Consider the following 17,603-nt stretch of genomic DNA (forward strand, 5'->3'; position numbering starts at 1 on the left):
GCCATTTTTACACCGCACTTTTTTAAAGTAAAGCATAGCGGATATTTAATTTGATTATTGTGAGATAAATCACACTTTATTTTTCATACTTTTAGATGCCCATACCTTGCTTTCCCTTATAATCAGACTACAATATCGCCCCATTTTAAGAGATTCATTAAGAGGAAGATGATGTCATTTGCAATCGGTCAACGCTGGATTAGTGAAACTGAAAATAACCTCGGATTAGGGATGATAACCGCCTTAGATTTCCGCTCGGTTACTCTTCACTTTCCTGCTACAGATGAAACCCGAATTTATGCGGTGGCACAAGCGCCATTAACCCGAATTGTGTTGAATAAAGGAGAACAACTTCATCACCAAACAGGTTGGCAAGGAGAAGTCCTTGATGTTCAAGAAATGAATGGTCTCTTATTTTATTTGGTCAAAAATGCGCAAGGCGAAGAGATTATCGTCAATGAAAAAGAACTTTCTCCGATAATTTCCTTTAGCCAAGCAAAAGATCGCCTCTTTTCATCACAAATTGATCGCAATGAACATTTTGCATTGCGCTATCAAACCCTTCTGCATCAACAAGCTCAATTTCAATCGCCTTTGCGTGGCTTACGAGGCAATCGTGCGGGTTTAATTCCTCACCAGCTTCATATTGCACAAGAGGTAGGAAATCGTGTGAATCCTCGCGTACTCTTAGCGGATGAAGTGGGTTTAGGTAAAACTATTGAAGCAGGGATGATTTTGCAAAACCAGCTTTTTGCTGAAAAAGTACAACGTGTATTAATTATTGTACCGGAAACCTTGCAGCATCAATGGCTTATCGAAATGCTTCGTCGTTTTAATTTACATTTTTCATTATTTGATGAAGAACGTTGTGAAGATTTTGCCGAACAAGCCATCAATCCATTTTGCACGGAAAGCTTAATTATCTGTGCATTAGATTGGTTAAAAGTCCATCCCAATCGCGTACAACAAGCTATTGAAGCTGAATTTGACTGTTTAATTGTCGATGAAGCGCATCATTTGGCTTGGTCCGAAAACGCGCCAAGTACCGCCTATTTATTGGTGGAACAATTAGCAAATGCTATTCCGTCTGTTTTATTACTCACCGCAACACCAGAACAACTGGGTTTGGAAAGCCATTTTGCACGCCTACGCTTGCTTGATCCTGAGCGTTTTTATAATTACCAAGCGTTCTTGAAGGAACAGGAAAATTATCAACCTGTTGCCGATGCCGTGCAATCTTTACTCTCAGAGAAGCCACTAAGTGCGGTCGAAAAAAATCATATTTCTGATTTACTTCATGAGCAGGATGTCGAACCATTATTTAAAGCCTTAGCCTGTCATAATGATGAGGAGAAGCAAGCTGCGCGACAAGAGCTCATTCAAAATCTCATCGACAGGCATGGCACAAGCCGTATTTTATTTCGCAATACACGCCAAGGTGTAAAAGGTTTCCCGCACAGGGTTTATCACCAAGTAACGATTGATGCGACTGAGGCTGATGAAAAAATTCATTGGTTAATTGATTTCTTAAAATCACACCGAAATGAAAAAATCTTAGTCATTTGTAAAACAGCACAAACGGCAATTCAACTTGAGCAAATCTTACGAGAAAAAGAAGCCATTCGCAGTGCTGTTTTCCATGAAAGAATGTCAATCATTGAACGAGATCGCGCGGCGGCTTATTTTTCTGATACCGAAAATGGTGCTCAAGTTTTACTGAGTTCTAGCATTGGTTCTGAAGGCAGAAATTTCCAATTTGCTTGTCATCTCGTACTCTTCGATTTACCAGAAAATCCTGACTTACTTGAGCAATGTATTGGCCGTTTAGATCGTATCGGACAAACACGAGACGTACAAATTTATGTACCTTGCCTAGCAAATTCTGCGCAGCAAGATTTAGCACGTTGGTATCATGAGGGATTAAATGCTTTTGAACAAACTTGCCCTATAGGTATGGCATTGTTTGAACAATATGAAACTTTATTAAAAGTGCGGTCAGAAAATAAAGCAGATTTTGAACAACTCATCCTCCAAACGCAAAAACAAGCAAAAACATTGCGCTTAGCCTTAGAGAAAGGTCGTGATCGTTTGTTAGAGTTAAACTCGAATGGTGGAGAAAAGGCACAACGACTTGCGGCAGAAATCTCTCAAACTGATAATTCACCCCAATTAGTCGATTTTGCACTGAATTTATTTGATATTATTGGTGTAGAACAAGATGATTTAGGTGAAAACTGCATTGTCATCACGCCAACGGGCACCATGCTTGTTCCTGATTTTCCAGGCCTAAAAGAAGAAGGTGTCACAGTAACCTTTGACCGACAACTTGCCCTTGCTCGTGAGGAATTAGAATTTCTTACCTGGGATCATCCAATGATACGCCAAGGCATCGATTTAATCGCTTCTGGTGACATTGGTAAAGCTGCGATGGCATTATTAATCAATAAACAGCTACCTGCTGGCACGCTGTTGGTTGAATTGATTTATATGATTGAAAGCCAATCACCAAAAGGTTTGCAACTGAATCGTTTTCTTCCACCTACACCAGTTCGATTATTGCTGGATAGCAAAGGAAATGATCTAGCCGGACAAGTTAATTTTGATACGTTGCAAAATAAACTTAAGCCGCTAAGCAAAGACATTGCGAATAAAATGGTCAAAATGGCTCGTCCAAATATTGAGCAATTAATTAAACTAGGCGATCACAAAATGACTGAAATTGCACAAGCTAAAATTCGAGAAGCCAGTAAATTAGCCGATCAAACATTGAGCACTGAGCTCAATCGTCTTATTGCCTTAAAGGCAGTAAATAAAAATATCCGCCAAGCAGAGATTAATTTATTAGAACAACAACGTTTAGTTTCTTTGGAAGAGTTAAGTAAAGCAAGCTGGCGATTAGATAGCCTTCGGGTAATAGTGACAAACAAGGAATAATATGGCACTTATTGAATACCATCCCCCTTTAGAACCGTATTTAGATATTATCTACCAAGATAATCATATCTGCGTGGTAAATAAACCAAGCGGTTTACTTTCAGTTCCTGGCAATCAACCTGAATACTACGATAGTGCAATGAGTCGGGTAAAAGAGAAATTTGGATTTTGTGAACCTGCACACCGTTTAGATATGGCCACAAGTGGGATTATTCTATTTGCATTAAGTAAAGCGGCAGATAAAGAGTTGAAACGTCAATTTCGTGAACGTGAGCCAAAGAAATATTATCAAGCTTTAGTATGGGGACACTTAGAACAAGATAGTGGGGAAATTAATCTTCCAATGATTTGTGATTGGGAAAATCGCCCACGCCAACGCATTGATTTTGTTTTCGGCAAAAGAGCGGTCACGTTTTATGAAGTTTTAGAACGGTTACCGACTAACTGCACTCGAGTTAAACTAACACCAATCACAGGACGTTCGCACCAACTACGTTTGCATACGCTTGCACTAGGACATCCAATTTTAGGAGACAAGTTTTATTCTCACCCACAAGCTAAAGCGATGTCGCCTCGCCTATGCTTACATGCAGAAGAACTTACGATTACTCATCCTATTACAGGTGAAAAAATGACATTCAGAGCTGAAGCTGAATTCTAGAAAAAGAAATATAAAAAAGGCTCACATTAGTGAGCCTTTTCATTTTATAACAAATTATTATTCCGCTGCTGCTTCTGCAACTTCTGGACGATCAACTAACTCAATGTATGCCATTGGAGCGTTGTCACCTGCACGGAAACCACATTTTAAGATACGGGTGTAACCACCTGCACGTTGAGCAAAACGTGGACCTAATTCATTGAATAATTTCGCAACAGTTTCGATGTTACGAGTACGAGCGAATGCTAAACGACGGTTTGCAACGCTATCTTCTTTTGCTAATGTAATTAACGGTTCAACTACACGACGTAATTCTTTAGCTTTTGGTAAAGTTGTCTTGATGATTTCATGACTAACTAAAGCACTTGCTAAGTTACGGAACATCGCTTGGCGATGGCTGCTATTACGGTTTAGTTGACGACCACTCTTACGATGGCGCATGATCTTATCCTTCTCAGAAAAATCTTAACCTATGACCAAACTAGTCTTCAGCAATACTTGCTGGTGGCCAATTCTCAAGGCGCATACCAAGTGACAAGCCACGTGAAGCGAGAACGTCTTTAATTTCAGTAAGAGATTTCTTACCAAGATTAGGCGTTTTTAATAACTCAACTTCTGTACGTTGTACTAAGTCACCGATATAGTGAATTGTTTCTGCTTTCAAACAGTTAGCAGAACGAACTGTCAACTCTAAGTCATCAACAGGACGTAATAAAATCGGATCAAATTCCGGTTTTTCTTCCTTGACTTCAGGTTGACGAACATCACGCAAATCAACGAATGCATCGAGTTGCTCTGCTAAAATTGTTGCTGCACGACGAATTGCTTCTTCCGGATCAATAGTCCCGTTAGTTTCTAACTCGATAACTAGTTTATCTAAGTCAGTACGTTGTTCAACACGTGCTGCTTCAACATTGTAAGCAATACGGTCAACCGGGCTATAACAAGCGTCTACTAATAAACGACCAATTGGACGATCTTCATTTTGTGAATGAGTACGAGCAGATGCAGGTACATAACCTCTACCACGTTGAACACGAATACGCATATTAATAGATGCGTTTTCGTCTGTTAAGTGACAGATTACATGTGATGGATTAACAATCTCAACATCACCATCGTGGGTGATATCTGCTGCAACAACAGGGCCAATTCCAGATTTATTTAATGTCAGAATAACATCATCTTTATTCTGTACTTTAACCGCTAGACCTTTAAGGTTTAAAAGAACTTCAAGAATATCTTCCTGAACACCTTCTTTACTACTATATTCGTGCAGTACGCCATCAATTTCTACTTCAGTTACAGCACAACCTGGCATTGAAGACAGAAGGATACGACGTAATGCATTCCCTAGAGTATGACCAAAGCCACGCTCTAACGGTTCTAAGATCACCTTAGCATGAGTAGAGCTAATTTGCTCGATATCTACTAAGCGTGGCTTTAAAAATTCTGTAACAGAACCCTGCATTTTATCCTCTCTTTGCTTTTAAGCTTAACTATTATTTAGAGTAAAGCTCAACGATCAGATGTTCGTTAATGTCTGCTGATAAATCAGAACGTTCAGGAACACGTTTGAACACACCTTCCATTTTTGCAGAATCAACTTCTAACCAAGTTGGTTTTTCTCTTTGTTCTGCTAATTCTAATGATGCTTTAATACGTGCTTGTTTTTTAGATTTCTCACGAACAGCAACGACATCATTTACAGAAACTTGGAAAGATGGGATATTTACAACACGACCATTTACGACAATCGCTTTGTGGCTCACTAATTGACGAGCTTCTGCGCGAGTTGCAGCAAATCCCATGCGATAAACAACGTTATCCAATCTACCTTCTAATAATACTAGTAAGTTTTCACCAGTATTACCTTTTAAACGGTTTGCTTCTTTATAGTAGTTACGGAATTGACGTTCTAAAATACCATAGATACGACGAACTTTTTGTTTTTCACGTAATTGACTACCATAGTCAGACAAACGCGGTTTACGAGCACCGTGTTGACCTGGTGCTGTATCAATTTTACATTTTGAATCAATCGCACGCACACCTGATTTAAGGAATAAATCAGTGCCTTCACGACGGCTGAGCTTGAGTTTAGGGCCCAAATATCTTGCCATTTTCTTTCTCCAACTATCCTATTACGCCATTAAACACGACGTTTTTTCGGTGGACGACAACCGTTATGAGGAATCGGAGTCACATCAGTGATGTTCGTGATACGGAAACCCGCTGCATTTAATGCACGGATTGTTGATTCACGACCCGGACCCGGACCTTTAACCATAACTTCCAAGTTCTTTAAGCCGAATTCTTTAACGATTTCAGCACAACGTTCTGCAGCAACTTGTGCAGCGAACGGGGTAGATTTACGAGAACCACGGAAACCTGAACCACCTGCTGTAGCCCAAGCTAAAGCATTACCTTGACGGTCAGTAATGGTAACGATTGTATTATTGAAAGATGCGTGAATGTGTGCTACGCCATCTACAACTTGTTTTTTTACACGTTTACGTGCACGAACTGGTGTTTTAGCCATTCTTTATTTACCCCGACTATTTTTTGATCGGCTTACGTGGACCCTTACGGGTACGCGCATTAGTTTTAGTACGTTGACCACGTACCGGTAAACTACGACGATGACGTAAACCACGGTAACAACCTAAGTCTAAAAGACGTTTGATGTTTAGTGTTACTTCACGACGTAAGTCACCTTCAACGGTAAATTTACCAACTTCGTCACGCAGTTTGTCAATCTGCTCTTCAGACAATTCGCTGATCTTAACATCTTCAGCAATACCCGCTGCAGCACAAATGCTTTTAGAACGAGTTTTACCGATACCGTAAATTGCAGTTAAAGCGATTACAGCGTGTTTGTGATCAGGAATGTTAATGCCTGCAATACGGGCCACTATGCACTCCTATTATTTTAACTAATTTGGTATTCTGATCTTGAAAAGCCCGTTTTCAGGATACTCAAACAGAACACCAAGGACATAAATGAGTTGAGTAGTATAACTACTCAACCGGTTCTTTGCAAGAAGAAATGTTAATTAACCTTGACGTTGTTTATGTTTAGGGTCGCTGCATAATACGCGAACAACACCTTCACGTTTAACAATTTTACAGTTACGACACATCTTCTTAACGGAAGCACGAACTTTCATTGCTTATCCTTTTTACTTAAATGAACAATTACTGTCCAAAACCTTTAAGGTTTGCTTTTTTTAACGCAGATTCATATTGAGACGACATTAAGTGACTCTGAACTTGCACGATAAAATCCATAATTACAACAACAACGATTAATAAGGAAGTACCACCGAAGTAGAATTTAACATCCCATGCTGATGTCATAATGTAAGGGACTAAACATACGAACGTTACATAAAGACCGCCGATTAATGTTAAGCGAGTCATTACTTTATCAATGTAACGAGATGTTTGTTCACCTGGTCTAATTCCTGGGATAAATGCACCAGATTTTTTTAGATTATCTGCTGTATCACGTGGATTATATTGCATTGCAGTATAGAAGAAACTGAAGAAAATAATCGCTACCGCATAAACAAGAAGATATAAAGGTTGTCCAGGATTCAACAACATTGATAAGTCATTTAACCACTCAAACTTATCATTTTGACCAAACCATTGTGTCAATGTGGCAGGGAATAAAATAATGCTTGAAGCAAAAATTGCTGGCATTACGTTTGCCATATTAACTTTTAATGGTAAGTGAGTTGAATGACCACCTAAAATTTGACGTCCTTGTTGACGCTTAGCATATTCAACACGAATTCTACGTTGTCCACGTTCTACGAAGACAACAAAATAAGTTACTGCAAAAACAATAGCAGCGATTAGTAGAAGAACTAAAGGATGCATTTGTCCTTGACGAGCTTGCTCAACTGTTTCGATGATTGCATGTGGCAACCCTGCAACAATACCACCAAAAACAAGAATTGAGATACCGTTACCAATACCTCTTTCAGTAATTTGCTCACCTAACCACATTAAGAACATGGTTCCGGTCACAAGACTCACTACTGCAGTGAAGTAAAAAGTAAAACCGATATTTGGCACTAACTGTGGCAACATATTCGGTAAACCGGTAGAAATTGCGATAGCTTGGATAGTAGCAAAAACCACCGTTGCATAACGAGTATACTTGGTGATTTTTCTTTGTCCTGCTGCACCTTCTTTCTTCAATTCTGCTAAAGCAGGTGAAACCGTAGCAAGCAATTGCATCACGATAGATGCCGAAATATACGGCATAATACCTAATGCTAAAATTGATGCTCGGCTCAATGCACCACCAGAGAACATGTTTAACATATCAATGATGGTGCCTTTTTGTTGTTCAACTAATTGAGCTAGCACGGCGGCATCAATACCAGGAAGCGGAATAAAAGAACCAATACGATAAACGATAAGTGCACCTAATACAAAAAGCAATCTGCTTTTTAGTTCACCAGTACCACTATTAGTACTTCTGCTTTGATAACCTGGTTGTTTAGCCATTTGCTAATTATTCCTCAACTGAACCGCCAGCAGCTTCGATCGCTGCTTTTGCACCTTTAGTTACACGTAAACCACGTACAGTAACTGCAGATTTCACTTCACCAGCTAAGATAACTTTAGCGAATTGAATATCTTTAGTTAAAATGTTTGCAGCTTTTAACGCTTCTAAAGTGACAACATTTCCTTCAACTTTTGTTAATTCGTTTAAACGAACTTCAGCAGTTACAGCTGATTTCATTGAAGTGAAACCAAATTTTGGTAAACGACGGTATAATGGCATTTGACCACCCTCGAAACCACGACGAACACCGCCGCCAGTACGAGATTTTTGACCTTTATGACCACGACCACCAGTTTTTCCTAAACCTGAACCAATACCACGACCAAGGCGTTTTGCACTGTGCTTAGCACCTTCAGCCGGAGATAGAGTATTTAAACGCATTCTCTTACTCCTCCACTTTAACCATGTATGAAACTTGGTTAATCATACCACGTACTGCCGGAGTATCGATTAACTCAACAGTATGGTGCATATGGCGAAGACCAAGACCACGCAAGGTAGCTTTGTGCTTCGGTAAACGAGCAATTGCGCTACGAACTTGAGTTACTTTAATAGTTTTAGCCATTATCAATTACCCCAAAATTTCATCAACGGTTTTGCCACGTTTAGCAGCAATCATTTCTGGTGATTTCATATTTGCTAATGCATCAATAGTTGCACGAACAACGTTGATTGGGTTGGTTGAACCATACGCTTTAGAAAGAACGTTACGTACACCAGCAACTTCTAACACTGAACGCATTGCACCACCAGCGATGATACCTGTACCTTCGCTAGCTGGTTGCATGAATACGCGAGAACCAGTGTGAACACCTTTAACTGGGTGTTGTAATGTACCTTCATTTAAAGCGACATTAATCATATTGCGACGTGCTTTTTCCATCGCTTTTTGGATCGCTGCCGGAACTTCACGAGCTTTACCATAACCAAAACCTACGCGACCGTTACCATCGCCTACTACCGTTAAAGCAGTAAAGCTCATAATACGACCACCTTTTACAGTTTTTGATACACGGTTTACTGCGATTAGCTTCTCTTGCAGTTCACCAGCTTGTTTTTCGATGTTTGACATCTCAATTTACCTCATTAGAACTGTAGACCAGCTTCACGTGCAGCGTCCGCTAAAGTTTGGACACGACCATGATATTTAAAACCGGAACGGTCAAAAGCAACGTCTTTAACGCCTTTTGCTAATGCGCGCTCAGCAACAAGTTTACCTACTACTGCTGCGGCATCTTTATTACCGGTATATTTAACTTGCTCACGAATTGCTTTTTCAACAGTTGAAGCAGCGGCAAGCACTTCTGAACCGTTTGGTGCAATAACTTGTGCGTAGATATGACGCGGAGTACGGTGAATAACTAGACGAGTTACACCTTGCTCTCTCATCATATGACGTGCACGAGCTGCACGACGGATACGAGCTGATTTCTTATCCATAGTGTTACCTTAATTATTTCTTCTTAGCCTCTTTCATACGTACTACTTCATCAGAGTAACGTACACCTTTACCTTTATAAGGTTCAGGACGGCGATAAGCGCGAATATCTGCTGCAACTTGACCAATTAACTGCTTGTCTGCACCTTTTAAAACGATTTCCGTTTGTGAAGGGCATTCTGCAGTAATACCTGCTGGTAAAGTGTGCTCCACGGGGTGAGAGAAACCTAAACTTAATGCAACTGCGTTGCCTTTAATTTGAGCTCTGTAACCAACACCCACTAGTTGTAATTTCTTAGTGAAGCCTTCAGTAACACCGATAACCATTGCATTAACTAATGCACGAGCTGTACCCGATTGAGCATTCGCTCCAACAAAACCTTCACGTGGAGTGAAAGTAAATTGACCATTATCTTGTTTAACTTCAACTGAGTTATGAATTGTGCGAGATAACTCGCCATTTTTACCTTTTACTGTTAATAGCTGACCGTCGAGTTTAACTTCAACGCCGGCAGGAATATTAACAGGTGCCTTTGCAACACGAGACATTTTCCTACCTCTCTATTAAGCTACGTAACAGATGATCTCACCGCCTAAGCCCGCTTGACGAGCTGCACGGTCAGTCATAATACCTTTAGATGTAGAAATTACAGCAACACCTAAACCACCCATAACTTTTGGTAATTCGTCTTTACGTTTGTAAATACGAAGACCTGGACGGCTTACACGTTGGATGCTTTCTACAACCGGTTTGCCTTGGAAATATTTTAAAGTAATTTCCAATTCAGGTTTTGCACCTTCTAAAACTTTAACGCTTTCGATATAACCTTCAGCAGCTAATACGTTGGCAATTGCCACTTTTAGCTTGGAAGAAGGCATATTGATTGCAACTTTGTTCGCAGCTTGACCGTTACGAATACGAGTCAACATATCTGCGATTGGATCTTGCATACTCATTGTACTTTTTCTCCGATTCCAAAATAAAGTGGTATATTACCAGCTCGCTTTTTTAAGGCCAGGGATCTCACCGCGCATAGCAGCTTCACGAACCTTAATACGGCTTAAACCAAACTTACGTAAAACGCCGTGAGGACGTCCAGTTTGGCGGCAACGGTTACGTTGACGACTAGGGCTAGAATCACGTGGTAAAGTTTGCAACTTTAACACTGCATCCCAACGATCTTCGTCAGAGGCATTGACATCAGAAATGATTTTCTTTAATTCTGCACGTTTAGCGAAGAATTTTTCAGCCAATTTAACGCGTTTTACATCGCGTGCTTTCATTGATTGTTTTGCCATTATAACCTGCCTTATTTACGGAATGGGAAATTAAAGGCAGCAAGTAGTGCTTGACCTTCTTCATCATTCTTAGCGGTAGTTGTGATAGTGATATCTAAACCACGTACACGATCTACTTTATCGTAATCGATTTCAGGGAAGATGATTTGTTCACGCACACCCATGCTGTAGTTACCACGACCATCAAATGATTTCGCGCTTAAACCGCGGAAGTCACGAATACGTGGAACAGCAATTGTAATTAAACGTTCAAAGAACTCCCACATACGCTCACCGCGTAGTGTTACTTTACAACCGATTGGATATCCCTGACGGATTTTAAAGCCAGCAACAGATTTACGAGCTTTAGTTACTAAAGGTTTCTGACCGCTAATTGCTGCTAAGTCCGCTACTGCGTTGTCTAGCAATTTCTTATCGGTCAATGCTTCACCCACACCCATATTCAGGGTAATCTTTTCGATTCGTGGGACTTGCATGACAGATTTGTAGCCGAATTTATTTTTTAACTCGTTTACTACTTGATCTCTGTAGTAATCATGCAGTTTCGCCATCGCATTACTCCAGTTTGTTAGATAATTTCATTGTTAGATTTGAAGAAACGTACTTTTTTGCCGTCTTCGAATCTAAAACCTACACGGTCAGCTTTGTTTGTTTTTGGATTGAAAATCGCAACGTTAGAAGCATCGATAGCCGCTTCTTTTTTCACTAAACCACCAGCTTGTCCTAAAGCAGGAACTGGTTTTTCATGTTTAGTGATGATGTTGATACCTTCAACAAACACTTTACCGTTTGGTAACACTTTAGTTACCTTGCCACGCTTGCCTTTGTCTTTACCGGCAAGTACGATTACTTCATCGTTTTGACGAATTTTTGCAGCCATTTCTCACTTCTCCTTACAGTACTTCTGGTGCCAAAGAAATGATCTTCATGAATTTCTCAGAACGAAGTTCACGAGTCACCGGTCCAAAAATACGAGTACCGATTGGTTGCTCTGTGTTATTGTTTAAAATTACACAAGCGTTACCATCGAAGCGAATGACTGATCCGTCTGGGCGACGAACACCCTTCTTGGTGCGCACAACAACTGCTTTTAATACATCACCTTTTTTAACTTTACCGCGTGGAATTGCTTCTTTCACAGTAACTTTGATGATATCACCAATAGCAGCATAACGACGGTGCGATCCACCTAGAACCTTGATACACATTACGCTGCGAGCACCAGAGTTATCGGCAACATCCAGCATAGTCTGTTCTTGGATCATATTTTATGCTCCGTTAAGTTAATAATACACCCTTGCGGGACGAACCTATCCATACCTTATAAAGATATATGGCGGATAGGTGGCGGAGTTTACCAAAATCAAGCTAGAAACGCAATCAAAATTTTATACTTAAATCACAGTGTTTAAAGTGCGGTCAAATTTTCATTATTTTTTAGCAAGTCTTAGAAAGAAAAAAGCCAACGGTATAAACCATTGGCTTTTATTTTTTAACTTGTTAATTAAGCAATAACTGCTTTCTCAACAACACGAACTAAAGTCCAAGATTTGGTTTTAGAGAGAGGGCGACATTCGCGAATCTCTACTACATCACCTAATTTGGCTTCGTTGTTCTCATCGTGTACGTGTAATTTAGTTGTACGACGGATAAATTTACCGTATAACGGATGTTTTACCTTACGTTCAATAGCAACAACGAAAGATTTTTCCATTTTGTCGCTAACAACTTTACCTTGTACGCTACGAATTTTATCAGTCATTACTCACCCGCCTTCTCAGTTAAAATGGTTTTAACGCGTGCGATATCACGACGCACTTGTTTAGCCTGATGGGTTTGTTGAAGCTGACCGGTGGCTGTTTGCATACGCAATTTGAATTGTTCACCTAAAAGGTTCACTAATTCATCATTCAGCTCTTCAACACTTTTTGTACGTAAATCTTGAGCTTTCATTACATCACCGTCTTAGTTACGAAGGTAGTCTTGATTGGCAATTTAGCAGCTGCTAATGCAAATGCTTGTCTTGCGATCTCTTCAGACACACCATCCATTTCATAAAGTACTTTACCCGGTTGGATTAAGGCTACCCAGTACTCAACGTTACCTTTACCTTTACCCATACGGACTTCTAATGGTTTTTCAGTAATTGGTTTATCTGGGAAAACACGGATCCAGATTTTACCTTGACGTTTAACTGCACGTGTCATTGCACGACGAGCCGCTTCAATTTGACGAGCGGTTAAACGACCACGACCAACTGCTTTTAACCCGAATGTACCGAAGCTAACTTCAGTACCACCCGCGATACCACGGTTACGGCCTTTGTGAACTTTACGGAATTTTGTACGTTTTGGTTGCAACATTTAGCGTTTCTCCTTACTTACGACCTTTGCCACGCGGAGCCTTTTTAGGCTTGTCGGCAGGTTGTTGTTCTGATTGCGCAACTGCAGCCATTCCACCCAAAATTTCACCTTTGAAGATCCATACTTTAACGCCGATTACGCCGTATGTAGTATGAGCTTCTGCAGTGTTATAATCGATGTCCGCACGAAGAGTATGTAGAGGTACACGACCTTCACGATACCATTCAGAACGTGCGATTTCTGCACCACCTAAACGACCGCTAACTTCAACTTTGATACCTTTAGCACCTAAACGCATTGCGCTTTGTACCGCACGTTTCATAGCACGACGGAACATTACACGACGTTCTAATTGAGAAGCGATGCTGTCTGCAACTAATTTTGCATCTAATTCCGGTTTTTTCACTTCAGCAATGTTGATTTGAGCCGGAACGCCAGCGATTTTAGACACTGTGTTACGTAATTTTTCAACATCTTCACCTTTTTTACCGATAACGATACCAGGGCGAGCTGTGTGAATTGTTACACGAATACTTTTAGCTGGACGCTCAATAGTAATACGTGAAACCGAAGCGTTTGCTAATTCTTTATTTAAGAATTTGCGTACTTTGAAGTCACCGTCAAGATTGTCGGCGAAATCTTGTGTATTCGCGAACCAAGTAGAGTTCCAAGGTTTTACAATACCTAGGCGAATACCATTTGGATTTACTTTTTGACCCATTGCTATTCCTCTACTTATTAACGATCTGACACAACCACAGTGATGTGGCTAGTACGTTTTAAAATACGATCTGCACGACCTTTAGCACGTGGCATAACACGTTTCATGCTAGGACCTTCGTCAACGAAGATTTTAGCAACTTTAAGATCATCGATATCTGCACCATCATTATGCTCTGCGTTAGCAATAGCAGACTCTAATACTTTTTTCACTAAAGCCGCAGCTTTTTTGTTAGTAAAAGTTAAGATTTCTAATGCTTGCGCAACTTTTTTACCACGAATTAAATCGGCAACTAAGCGAGCTTTTTGGGCAGAAGTGCGAGCGTAACGATGTTTTGCGATAGTTTCCATCTATTTACCTCTTATTTCTTAGCTTTCTTATCTGCCGCGTGACCGCGGTATGTACGAGTCGGTGCAAATTCACCTAATTTATGGCCGATCATTTCATCAGATACATAAACAGGAACGTGCTGACGACCATTATGGACTGCGATGGTCAATCCGATCATTGAAGGAATGATCATTGAACGACGGGACCAAGTTTTGATTGGTTTTTTATCCCCGCTTTCCACCGCCTTCTCTACCTTCTTCAACAAGTGTAGGTCAAGGAAAGGACCTTTCTTGAGAGAACGTGGCATGGCTTATCCTCTTATTAATTTAAATTATTTGCCACGACGACGTACGATATATTTATCAGTACGTTTGTTGTGACGAGTTTTCTTACCTTTAGTTTGAACGCCCCAAGGAGTTACTGGGTGTTTACCAAAGTTACGACCTTCACCACCACCGTGTGGGTGATCTACTGGGTTCATTGCAGTACCACGAACTGTAGGGCGAATGCCTCTCCAGCGGTTAGCACCAGCTTTACCCAATACGCGAAGCATATGTTCTGAGTTACCAACTTCACCGATTGTAGCAACACATTCAGCTAATACTTTACGCATTTCGCCTGAACGTAAACGTAAAGTTACGTAGTTGCCTTCACGAGCGATGATTTGTACATAAGCACCAGCAGAACGAGCGATTTGACCGCCTTTACCTGGTTTTAATTCAACGTTATGTACTGTTGAACCAACTGGGATATTACGCATTGGTAATGAATTACCCACTTTAATTGGTGAGTTAACGCCAGATTGGATTTGATCGCCAACTGACAAACCTTTAGGTGCTAAGATATAACGGCGTTCACCATCTTTATAAAGCACTAAAGCAATGTTAGCTGAACGGTTTGGATCATATTCTAAACGTTCAACAACCGCTGGGATATCTAACTTGTTACGTTTGAAATCGATTAAACGGTAATGTTGTTTATGACCACCACCAATGTGGCGAGTGGTAATACGACCATAATTGTTACGACCACCAGTTTTAGATTTAGTATCTAGAAGAGGCGCGTAAGGTTTACCCTTGTATAATTCAGGGTTCACGATTTTAACAACGTGACGACGACCAGCGGAGGTCGGCTTACATTTAACGATAGCCATTCTCTAATTTCCTCCGATTACTCTGCACTGTCCACGAAGTCCAAGTTTTGGCCTTCGGCTAAAGTTACATAAGCTTTTTTCCAGTCGCTGCGACGACCCATTTTGTTACCACGGCGTTTAGTTTTACCTTTAACAACCACAGTACGAACTGAGTCAACTTTTACTTCAAATAATTGAGCAACAGCAGCAGCAATTTCAGCTTTGTTCGCATCTAAAGCAACTTTAAGTACAACAGTGTTAGATTTTTCAGCATTGTTAGTTGCTTTTTCAGAGATGTGCGGTGCACGTAGCACGCTTAGCAAACGTTCTTGACTCATGCTAGGATCTCCTCAATTTGTTTCACAGCGTCAACAGTAACAATCACTTTATCGAAAGCGATTAAGCTAACTGGATCGATACCTTGAACATCACGTACATCAACTTTATATAAGTTACGTGCTGCTAAGAATAGATTTTCATCTAAACTTGCTGTGATAATTAACGCATCTTCAACTGCTAAATCTTTTAATTTTTGTACTAATACTTTAGTTTTTGGTGCATCTAATTCGAATTTTTCAACAACAACCAAACGGTCTTGACGAACTAATTCAGAAAGAATGCTTTTGATAGCACCACGGTACATTTTCTTGTTCACTTTTTGGCTGTGATCTTGTGGTTTAGCCGCGAAGGTTGTACCACCAGAACGCCAGATTGGTGATTTGATATCACCAGAACGAGCACGACCTGTACCTTTTTGACGCCAAGGTTTTTTACCTGAACCAGACACTTCAGCACGAGTTTTTTGCGCACGAGTACCTTGACGAGCACCTGCTGCATAAGCAACAACAACTTGGTGAATCAAAGCTTCGTTAAACTCACGTCCGAAGGTAGTTTCAGAAACAGTTAGTGCGTTTGCACCTACAACTTGTAATTCCATCTCTATCTCCTAGACTTATGCTTTAACTGCCGGCTTAACGATAACATCGCCATTGATAGCACCAGGTACAGAACCTTTTACTAATAGCAATTTACGCTCAGCATCTACACGAACAACTTCAAGTGATTGAACGGTTACACGCTCAGCACCTAAATGTCCTGCCATTTTTTTACCTTTAAACACACGACCTGGAGTTTGGTTTTGACCAATAGAACCAAGTACACGATGTGATAAAGAGTTACCGTGTGTAGCATCTTGAGTACGGAAGTTCCAACGTTTAACACCACCTTGGAAACCTTTACCTTTAGAAGTACCAGTAACATCTACTTTTTTAACATCTGCAAAGATGTCAACATTGATTTCTTGACCTAAAGTGAATTCTTCACCTTCAGTACGAAATTCCCATAAACCGCGACCAGCTTCAACACCTGCTTTCACGAAATGGCCTGCTTCAGGTTTAGTTACACGATTCGCTTTTTTAGAACCAGTAGTAACTTGAACTGCAGTATAGCCATCGTTTTCAAGAGTTTTAACTTGAGTTACGCGGTTGGCTTCGATTTCGATAACGGTAACTGGTACAGAAACACCGTCTTCATTGAAGATACGGGTCATACCAACTTTACGACCGACTAAACCAATCATTGTAATAACCTCTTAATTAACCTAGGCTGATCTGCACGTCCACGCCGGCAGCCAAATCTAAACGCATTAATGCATCAACAGTTTTTTCTGTTGGCTCTACGATATCTACTAAACGTTTGTGTGTACGAATTTCGTATTGGTCACGCGCGTCTTTGTTCACGTGTGGAGAAATCAACACGGTGAAACGCTCTTTACGAGTTGGTAAAGGGATTGGACCACGAACTTGTGCACCAGTACGTTTAGCTGTTTCTACGATCTCCGCAGTAGATTGATCGATCAAACGGTGATCGAAAGCTTTTAAGCGGATACGGATTCTTTGGTTCTGCATTAGACCAGAGCTCCAATAAAATTTAGCTAATAAAAAACTAACACCAATCACAATTCTAACTTCAAAATAGAAAAGGAGGTGTAAGTTACCTGTTATATAGTCTCCAAATCGGAAACATTGTTAGTATTACATATCGTAATACTCGTTTAATAAATGATTACATTAAACGGCTTTCAATATCTGAAAGCCTGTGGATATTACACAAAAACACCTAATTATGCAAGCTTTTTGTT

The 17,603-nt window shown here is 40.4% G+C and carries 30 protein-coding genes; 2 read left to right on the forward strand and 28 right to left on the reverse strand.

Annotation, left to right across the window (positions count from 1 at the left end):
- Window positions 1–171: 171 nt before the first annotated feature.
- Both rapA and rluA read left to right on the forward strand, forming a co-directional pair.
- Window positions 172–2,934 (forward strand): RNA polymerase-associated protein RapA, encoded by a 2,763-nt coding sequence (gene rapA / locus O3746_RS08365; RefSeq protein WP_371448644.1) that lies wholly within the window; start codon window positions 172–174, stop codon window positions 2,932–2,934.
- Window position 2,935: 1 nt separating this feature from the next.
- Entirely contained in the window at window positions 2,936–3,595 is a 660-nt protein-coding gene (gene rluA / locus O3746_RS08370; RefSeq protein ID WP_005695105.1) for a bifunctional tRNA pseudouridine(32) synthase/23S rRNA pseudouridine(746) synthase RluA, read from the forward strand.
- A 57-nt stretch (window positions 3,596–3,652) separates the two neighbouring features.
- Here rluA and rplQ read toward each other — a convergent pair whose 3' ends face one another.
- The 28 genes from rplQ to rpsJ all read right to left on the reverse strand — a co-directional run bounded on the left by rplQ (window position 3,653) and on the right by rpsJ (window position 17,370).
- On the reverse strand, window positions 3,653–4,036 hold the full coding sequence (rplQ, locus tag O3746_RS08375) for a 50S ribosomal protein L17 (RefSeq protein ID WP_005695104.1): 384 nt from the start codon (window positions 4,034–4,036) through the stop codon (window positions 3,653–3,655).
- Window positions 4,037–4,076: 40 nt separating this feature from the next.
- A complete protein-coding gene (gene rpoA, locus O3746_RS08380) occupies window positions 4,077–5,066 on the reverse strand; it encodes a DNA-directed RNA polymerase subunit alpha (RefSeq protein ID WP_005695102.1) in 990 nt (329 codons plus the stop codon).
- A 31-nt stretch (window positions 5,067–5,097) separates the two neighbouring features.
- Window positions 5,098–5,718: a 30S ribosomal protein S4 gene (gene rpsD, locus O3746_RS08385; protein WP_005625866.1), complete on the reverse strand. Its 621-nt coding sequence runs from the start codon at window positions 5,716–5,718 to the stop codon at window positions 5,098–5,100.
- 29 nt (window positions 5,719–5,747) lie between these two features.
- Complete coding sequence (rpsK, locus tag O3746_RS08390) at window positions 5,748–6,137, reverse strand: 30S ribosomal protein S11 (protein ID WP_005543603.1); 390 nt, start codon at window positions 6,135–6,137, stop codon at window positions 5,748–5,750.
- A 16-nt stretch (window positions 6,138–6,153) separates the two neighbouring features.
- Complete coding sequence (gene rpsM / locus O3746_RS08395) at window positions 6,154–6,510, reverse strand: 30S ribosomal protein S13 (RefSeq protein WP_005548758.1); 357 nt, start codon at window positions 6,508–6,510, stop codon at window positions 6,154–6,156.
- Between the two features lie 141 nt (window positions 6,511–6,651).
- Entirely contained in the window at window positions 6,652–6,765 is a 114-nt protein-coding gene (rpmJ, locus tag O3746_RS08400) for a 50S ribosomal protein L36 (protein WP_005625868.1), read from the reverse strand.
- Window positions 6,766–6,793: 28 nt separating this feature from the next.
- On the reverse strand, window positions 6,794–8,119 hold the full coding sequence (gene secY / locus O3746_RS08405) for a preprotein translocase subunit SecY (RefSeq protein WP_005695101.1): 1,326 nt from the start codon (window positions 8,117–8,119) through the stop codon (window positions 6,794–6,796).
- Window positions 8,120–8,126: 7 nt separating this feature from the next.
- Window positions 8,127–8,561 (reverse strand): 50S ribosomal protein L15, encoded by a 435-nt coding sequence (gene rplO / locus O3746_RS08410; protein WP_005695100.1) that lies wholly within the window; start codon window positions 8,559–8,561, stop codon window positions 8,127–8,129.
- A gap of 4 nt (window positions 8,562–8,565) precedes the next feature.
- Window positions 8,566–8,745, reverse strand: coding sequence for a 50S ribosomal protein L30 (rpmD, locus tag O3746_RS08415; RefSeq protein WP_046339253.1), 180 nt, complete (start codon window positions 8,743–8,745; stop codon window positions 8,566–8,568).
- 6 nt (window positions 8,746–8,751) lie between these two features.
- Window positions 8,752–9,252 (reverse strand): 30S ribosomal protein S5, encoded by a 501-nt coding sequence (gene rpsE / locus O3746_RS08420; RefSeq protein ID WP_371448592.1) that lies wholly within the window; start codon window positions 9,250–9,252, stop codon window positions 8,752–8,754.
- A gap of 14 nt (window positions 9,253–9,266) precedes the next feature.
- Entirely contained in the window at window positions 9,267–9,620 is a 354-nt protein-coding gene (rplR, locus tag O3746_RS08425) for a 50S ribosomal protein L18 (RefSeq protein ID WP_005695097.1), read from the reverse strand.
- Window positions 9,621–9,633: 13 nt separating this feature from the next.
- A complete protein-coding gene (gene rplF / locus O3746_RS08430) occupies window positions 9,634–10,167 on the reverse strand; it encodes a 50S ribosomal protein L6 (RefSeq protein ID WP_054418440.1) in 534 nt (177 codons plus the stop codon).
- A 15-nt stretch (window positions 10,168–10,182) separates the two neighbouring features.
- The gene (gene rpsH / locus O3746_RS08435) at window positions 10,183–10,575 is read right to left on the reverse strand and encodes a 30S ribosomal protein S8 (protein WP_288329324.1); all 393 of its coding nucleotides are present in this window, start codon (window positions 10,573–10,575) and stop codon (window positions 10,183–10,185) included.
- 36 nt (window positions 10,576–10,611) lie between these two features.
- Window positions 10,612–10,917, reverse strand: coding sequence for a 30S ribosomal protein S14 (rpsN, locus tag O3746_RS08440; RefSeq protein WP_014064572.1), 306 nt, complete (start codon window positions 10,915–10,917; stop codon window positions 10,612–10,614).
- Between the two features lie 11 nt (window positions 10,918–10,928).
- On the reverse strand, window positions 10,929–11,468 hold the full coding sequence (gene rplE / locus O3746_RS08445; RefSeq protein ID WP_005695093.1) for a 50S ribosomal protein L5: 540 nt from the start codon (window positions 11,466–11,468) through the stop codon (window positions 10,929–10,931).
- A 17-nt stretch (window positions 11,469–11,485) separates the two neighbouring features.
- Window positions 11,486–11,797 carry a 50S ribosomal protein L24 gene (rplX, locus tag O3746_RS08450; protein WP_005695092.1) on the reverse strand — a complete coding sequence of 104 codons (312 nt, stop codon included), beginning with the start codon at window positions 11,795–11,797 and terminating at the stop codon, window positions 11,486–11,488.
- A gap of 13 nt (window positions 11,798–11,810) precedes the next feature.
- Window positions 11,811–12,182 carry a 50S ribosomal protein L14 gene (gene rplN / locus O3746_RS08455; RefSeq protein WP_005619403.1) on the reverse strand — a complete coding sequence of 124 codons (372 nt, stop codon included), beginning with the start codon at window positions 12,180–12,182 and terminating at the stop codon, window positions 11,811–11,813.
- 239 nt (window positions 12,183–12,421) lie between these two features.
- Complete coding sequence (rpsQ, locus tag O3746_RS08460) at window positions 12,422–12,679, reverse strand: 30S ribosomal protein S17 (protein WP_005695091.1); 258 nt, start codon at window positions 12,677–12,679, stop codon at window positions 12,422–12,424.
- Window positions 12,679–12,870, reverse strand: a complete 192-nt coding sequence (rpmC, locus tag O3746_RS08465; RefSeq protein ID WP_014064571.1) for a 50S ribosomal protein L29 — start codon at window positions 12,868–12,870, stop codon at window positions 12,679–12,681. Before rpmC ends, rpsQ begins: the two co-directional genes overlap by 1 nt.
- On the reverse strand, window positions 12,870–13,280 hold the full coding sequence (gene rplP / locus O3746_RS08470) for a 50S ribosomal protein L16 (RefSeq protein ID WP_005695088.1): 411 nt from the start codon (window positions 13,278–13,280) through the stop codon (window positions 12,870–12,872). The genes rpmC and rplP overlap by 1 nt, the downstream gene beginning before the upstream one ends.
- A 13-nt stretch (window positions 13,281–13,293) precedes the next feature.
- Window positions 13,294–14,001: a 30S ribosomal protein S3 gene (gene rpsC / locus O3746_RS08475; protein ID WP_371448596.1), complete on the reverse strand. Its 708-nt coding sequence runs from the start codon at window positions 13,999–14,001 to the stop codon at window positions 13,294–13,296.
- Window positions 14,002–14,018: 17 nt separating this feature from the next.
- Entirely contained in the window at window positions 14,019–14,351 is a 333-nt protein-coding gene (gene rplV, locus O3746_RS08480) for a 50S ribosomal protein L22 (RefSeq protein WP_005625897.1), read from the reverse strand.
- Between the two features lie 11 nt (window positions 14,352–14,362).
- Entirely contained in the window at window positions 14,363–14,638 is a 276-nt protein-coding gene (gene rpsS, locus O3746_RS08485) for a 30S ribosomal protein S19 (protein ID WP_005539416.1), read from the reverse strand.
- A 24-nt stretch (window positions 14,639–14,662) separates the two neighbouring features.
- Window positions 14,663–15,484, reverse strand: coding sequence for a 50S ribosomal protein L2 (rplB, locus tag O3746_RS08490; RefSeq protein ID WP_005640979.1), 822 nt, complete (start codon window positions 15,482–15,484; stop codon window positions 14,663–14,665).
- A 17-nt stretch (window positions 15,485–15,501) separates the two neighbouring features.
- Window positions 15,502–15,801 carry a 50S ribosomal protein L23 gene (gene rplW / locus O3746_RS08495; RefSeq protein ID WP_005632756.1) on the reverse strand — a complete coding sequence of 100 codons (300 nt, stop codon included), beginning with the start codon at window positions 15,799–15,801 and terminating at the stop codon, window positions 15,502–15,504.
- Complete coding sequence (gene rplD, locus O3746_RS08500) at window positions 15,798–16,400, reverse strand: 50S ribosomal protein L4 (RefSeq protein ID WP_005695085.1); 603 nt, start codon at window positions 16,398–16,400, stop codon at window positions 15,798–15,800. The genes rplW and rplD overlap by 4 nt, the downstream gene beginning before the upstream one ends.
- Before the next feature lie 15 nt (window positions 16,401–16,415).
- Window positions 16,416–17,042, reverse strand: coding sequence for a 50S ribosomal protein L3 (rplC, locus tag O3746_RS08505; RefSeq protein ID WP_005632753.1), 627 nt, complete (start codon window positions 17,040–17,042; stop codon window positions 16,416–16,418).
- 16 nt (window positions 17,043–17,058) lie between these two features.
- Window positions 17,059–17,370 carry a 30S ribosomal protein S10 gene (rpsJ, locus tag O3746_RS08510; protein ID WP_001181005.1) on the reverse strand — a complete coding sequence of 104 codons (312 nt, stop codon included), beginning with the start codon at window positions 17,368–17,370 and terminating at the stop codon, window positions 17,059–17,061.
- Window positions 17,371–17,603: the final 233 nt, after the last annotated feature.

This window comes from Haemophilus sp. 27098_8_127, from assembly GCF_041433495.1.
In the GTDB taxonomy this organism is placed as follows: Bacteria; Pseudomonadota; Gammaproteobacteria; order Enterobacterales; family Pasteurellaceae; genus Haemophilus_D.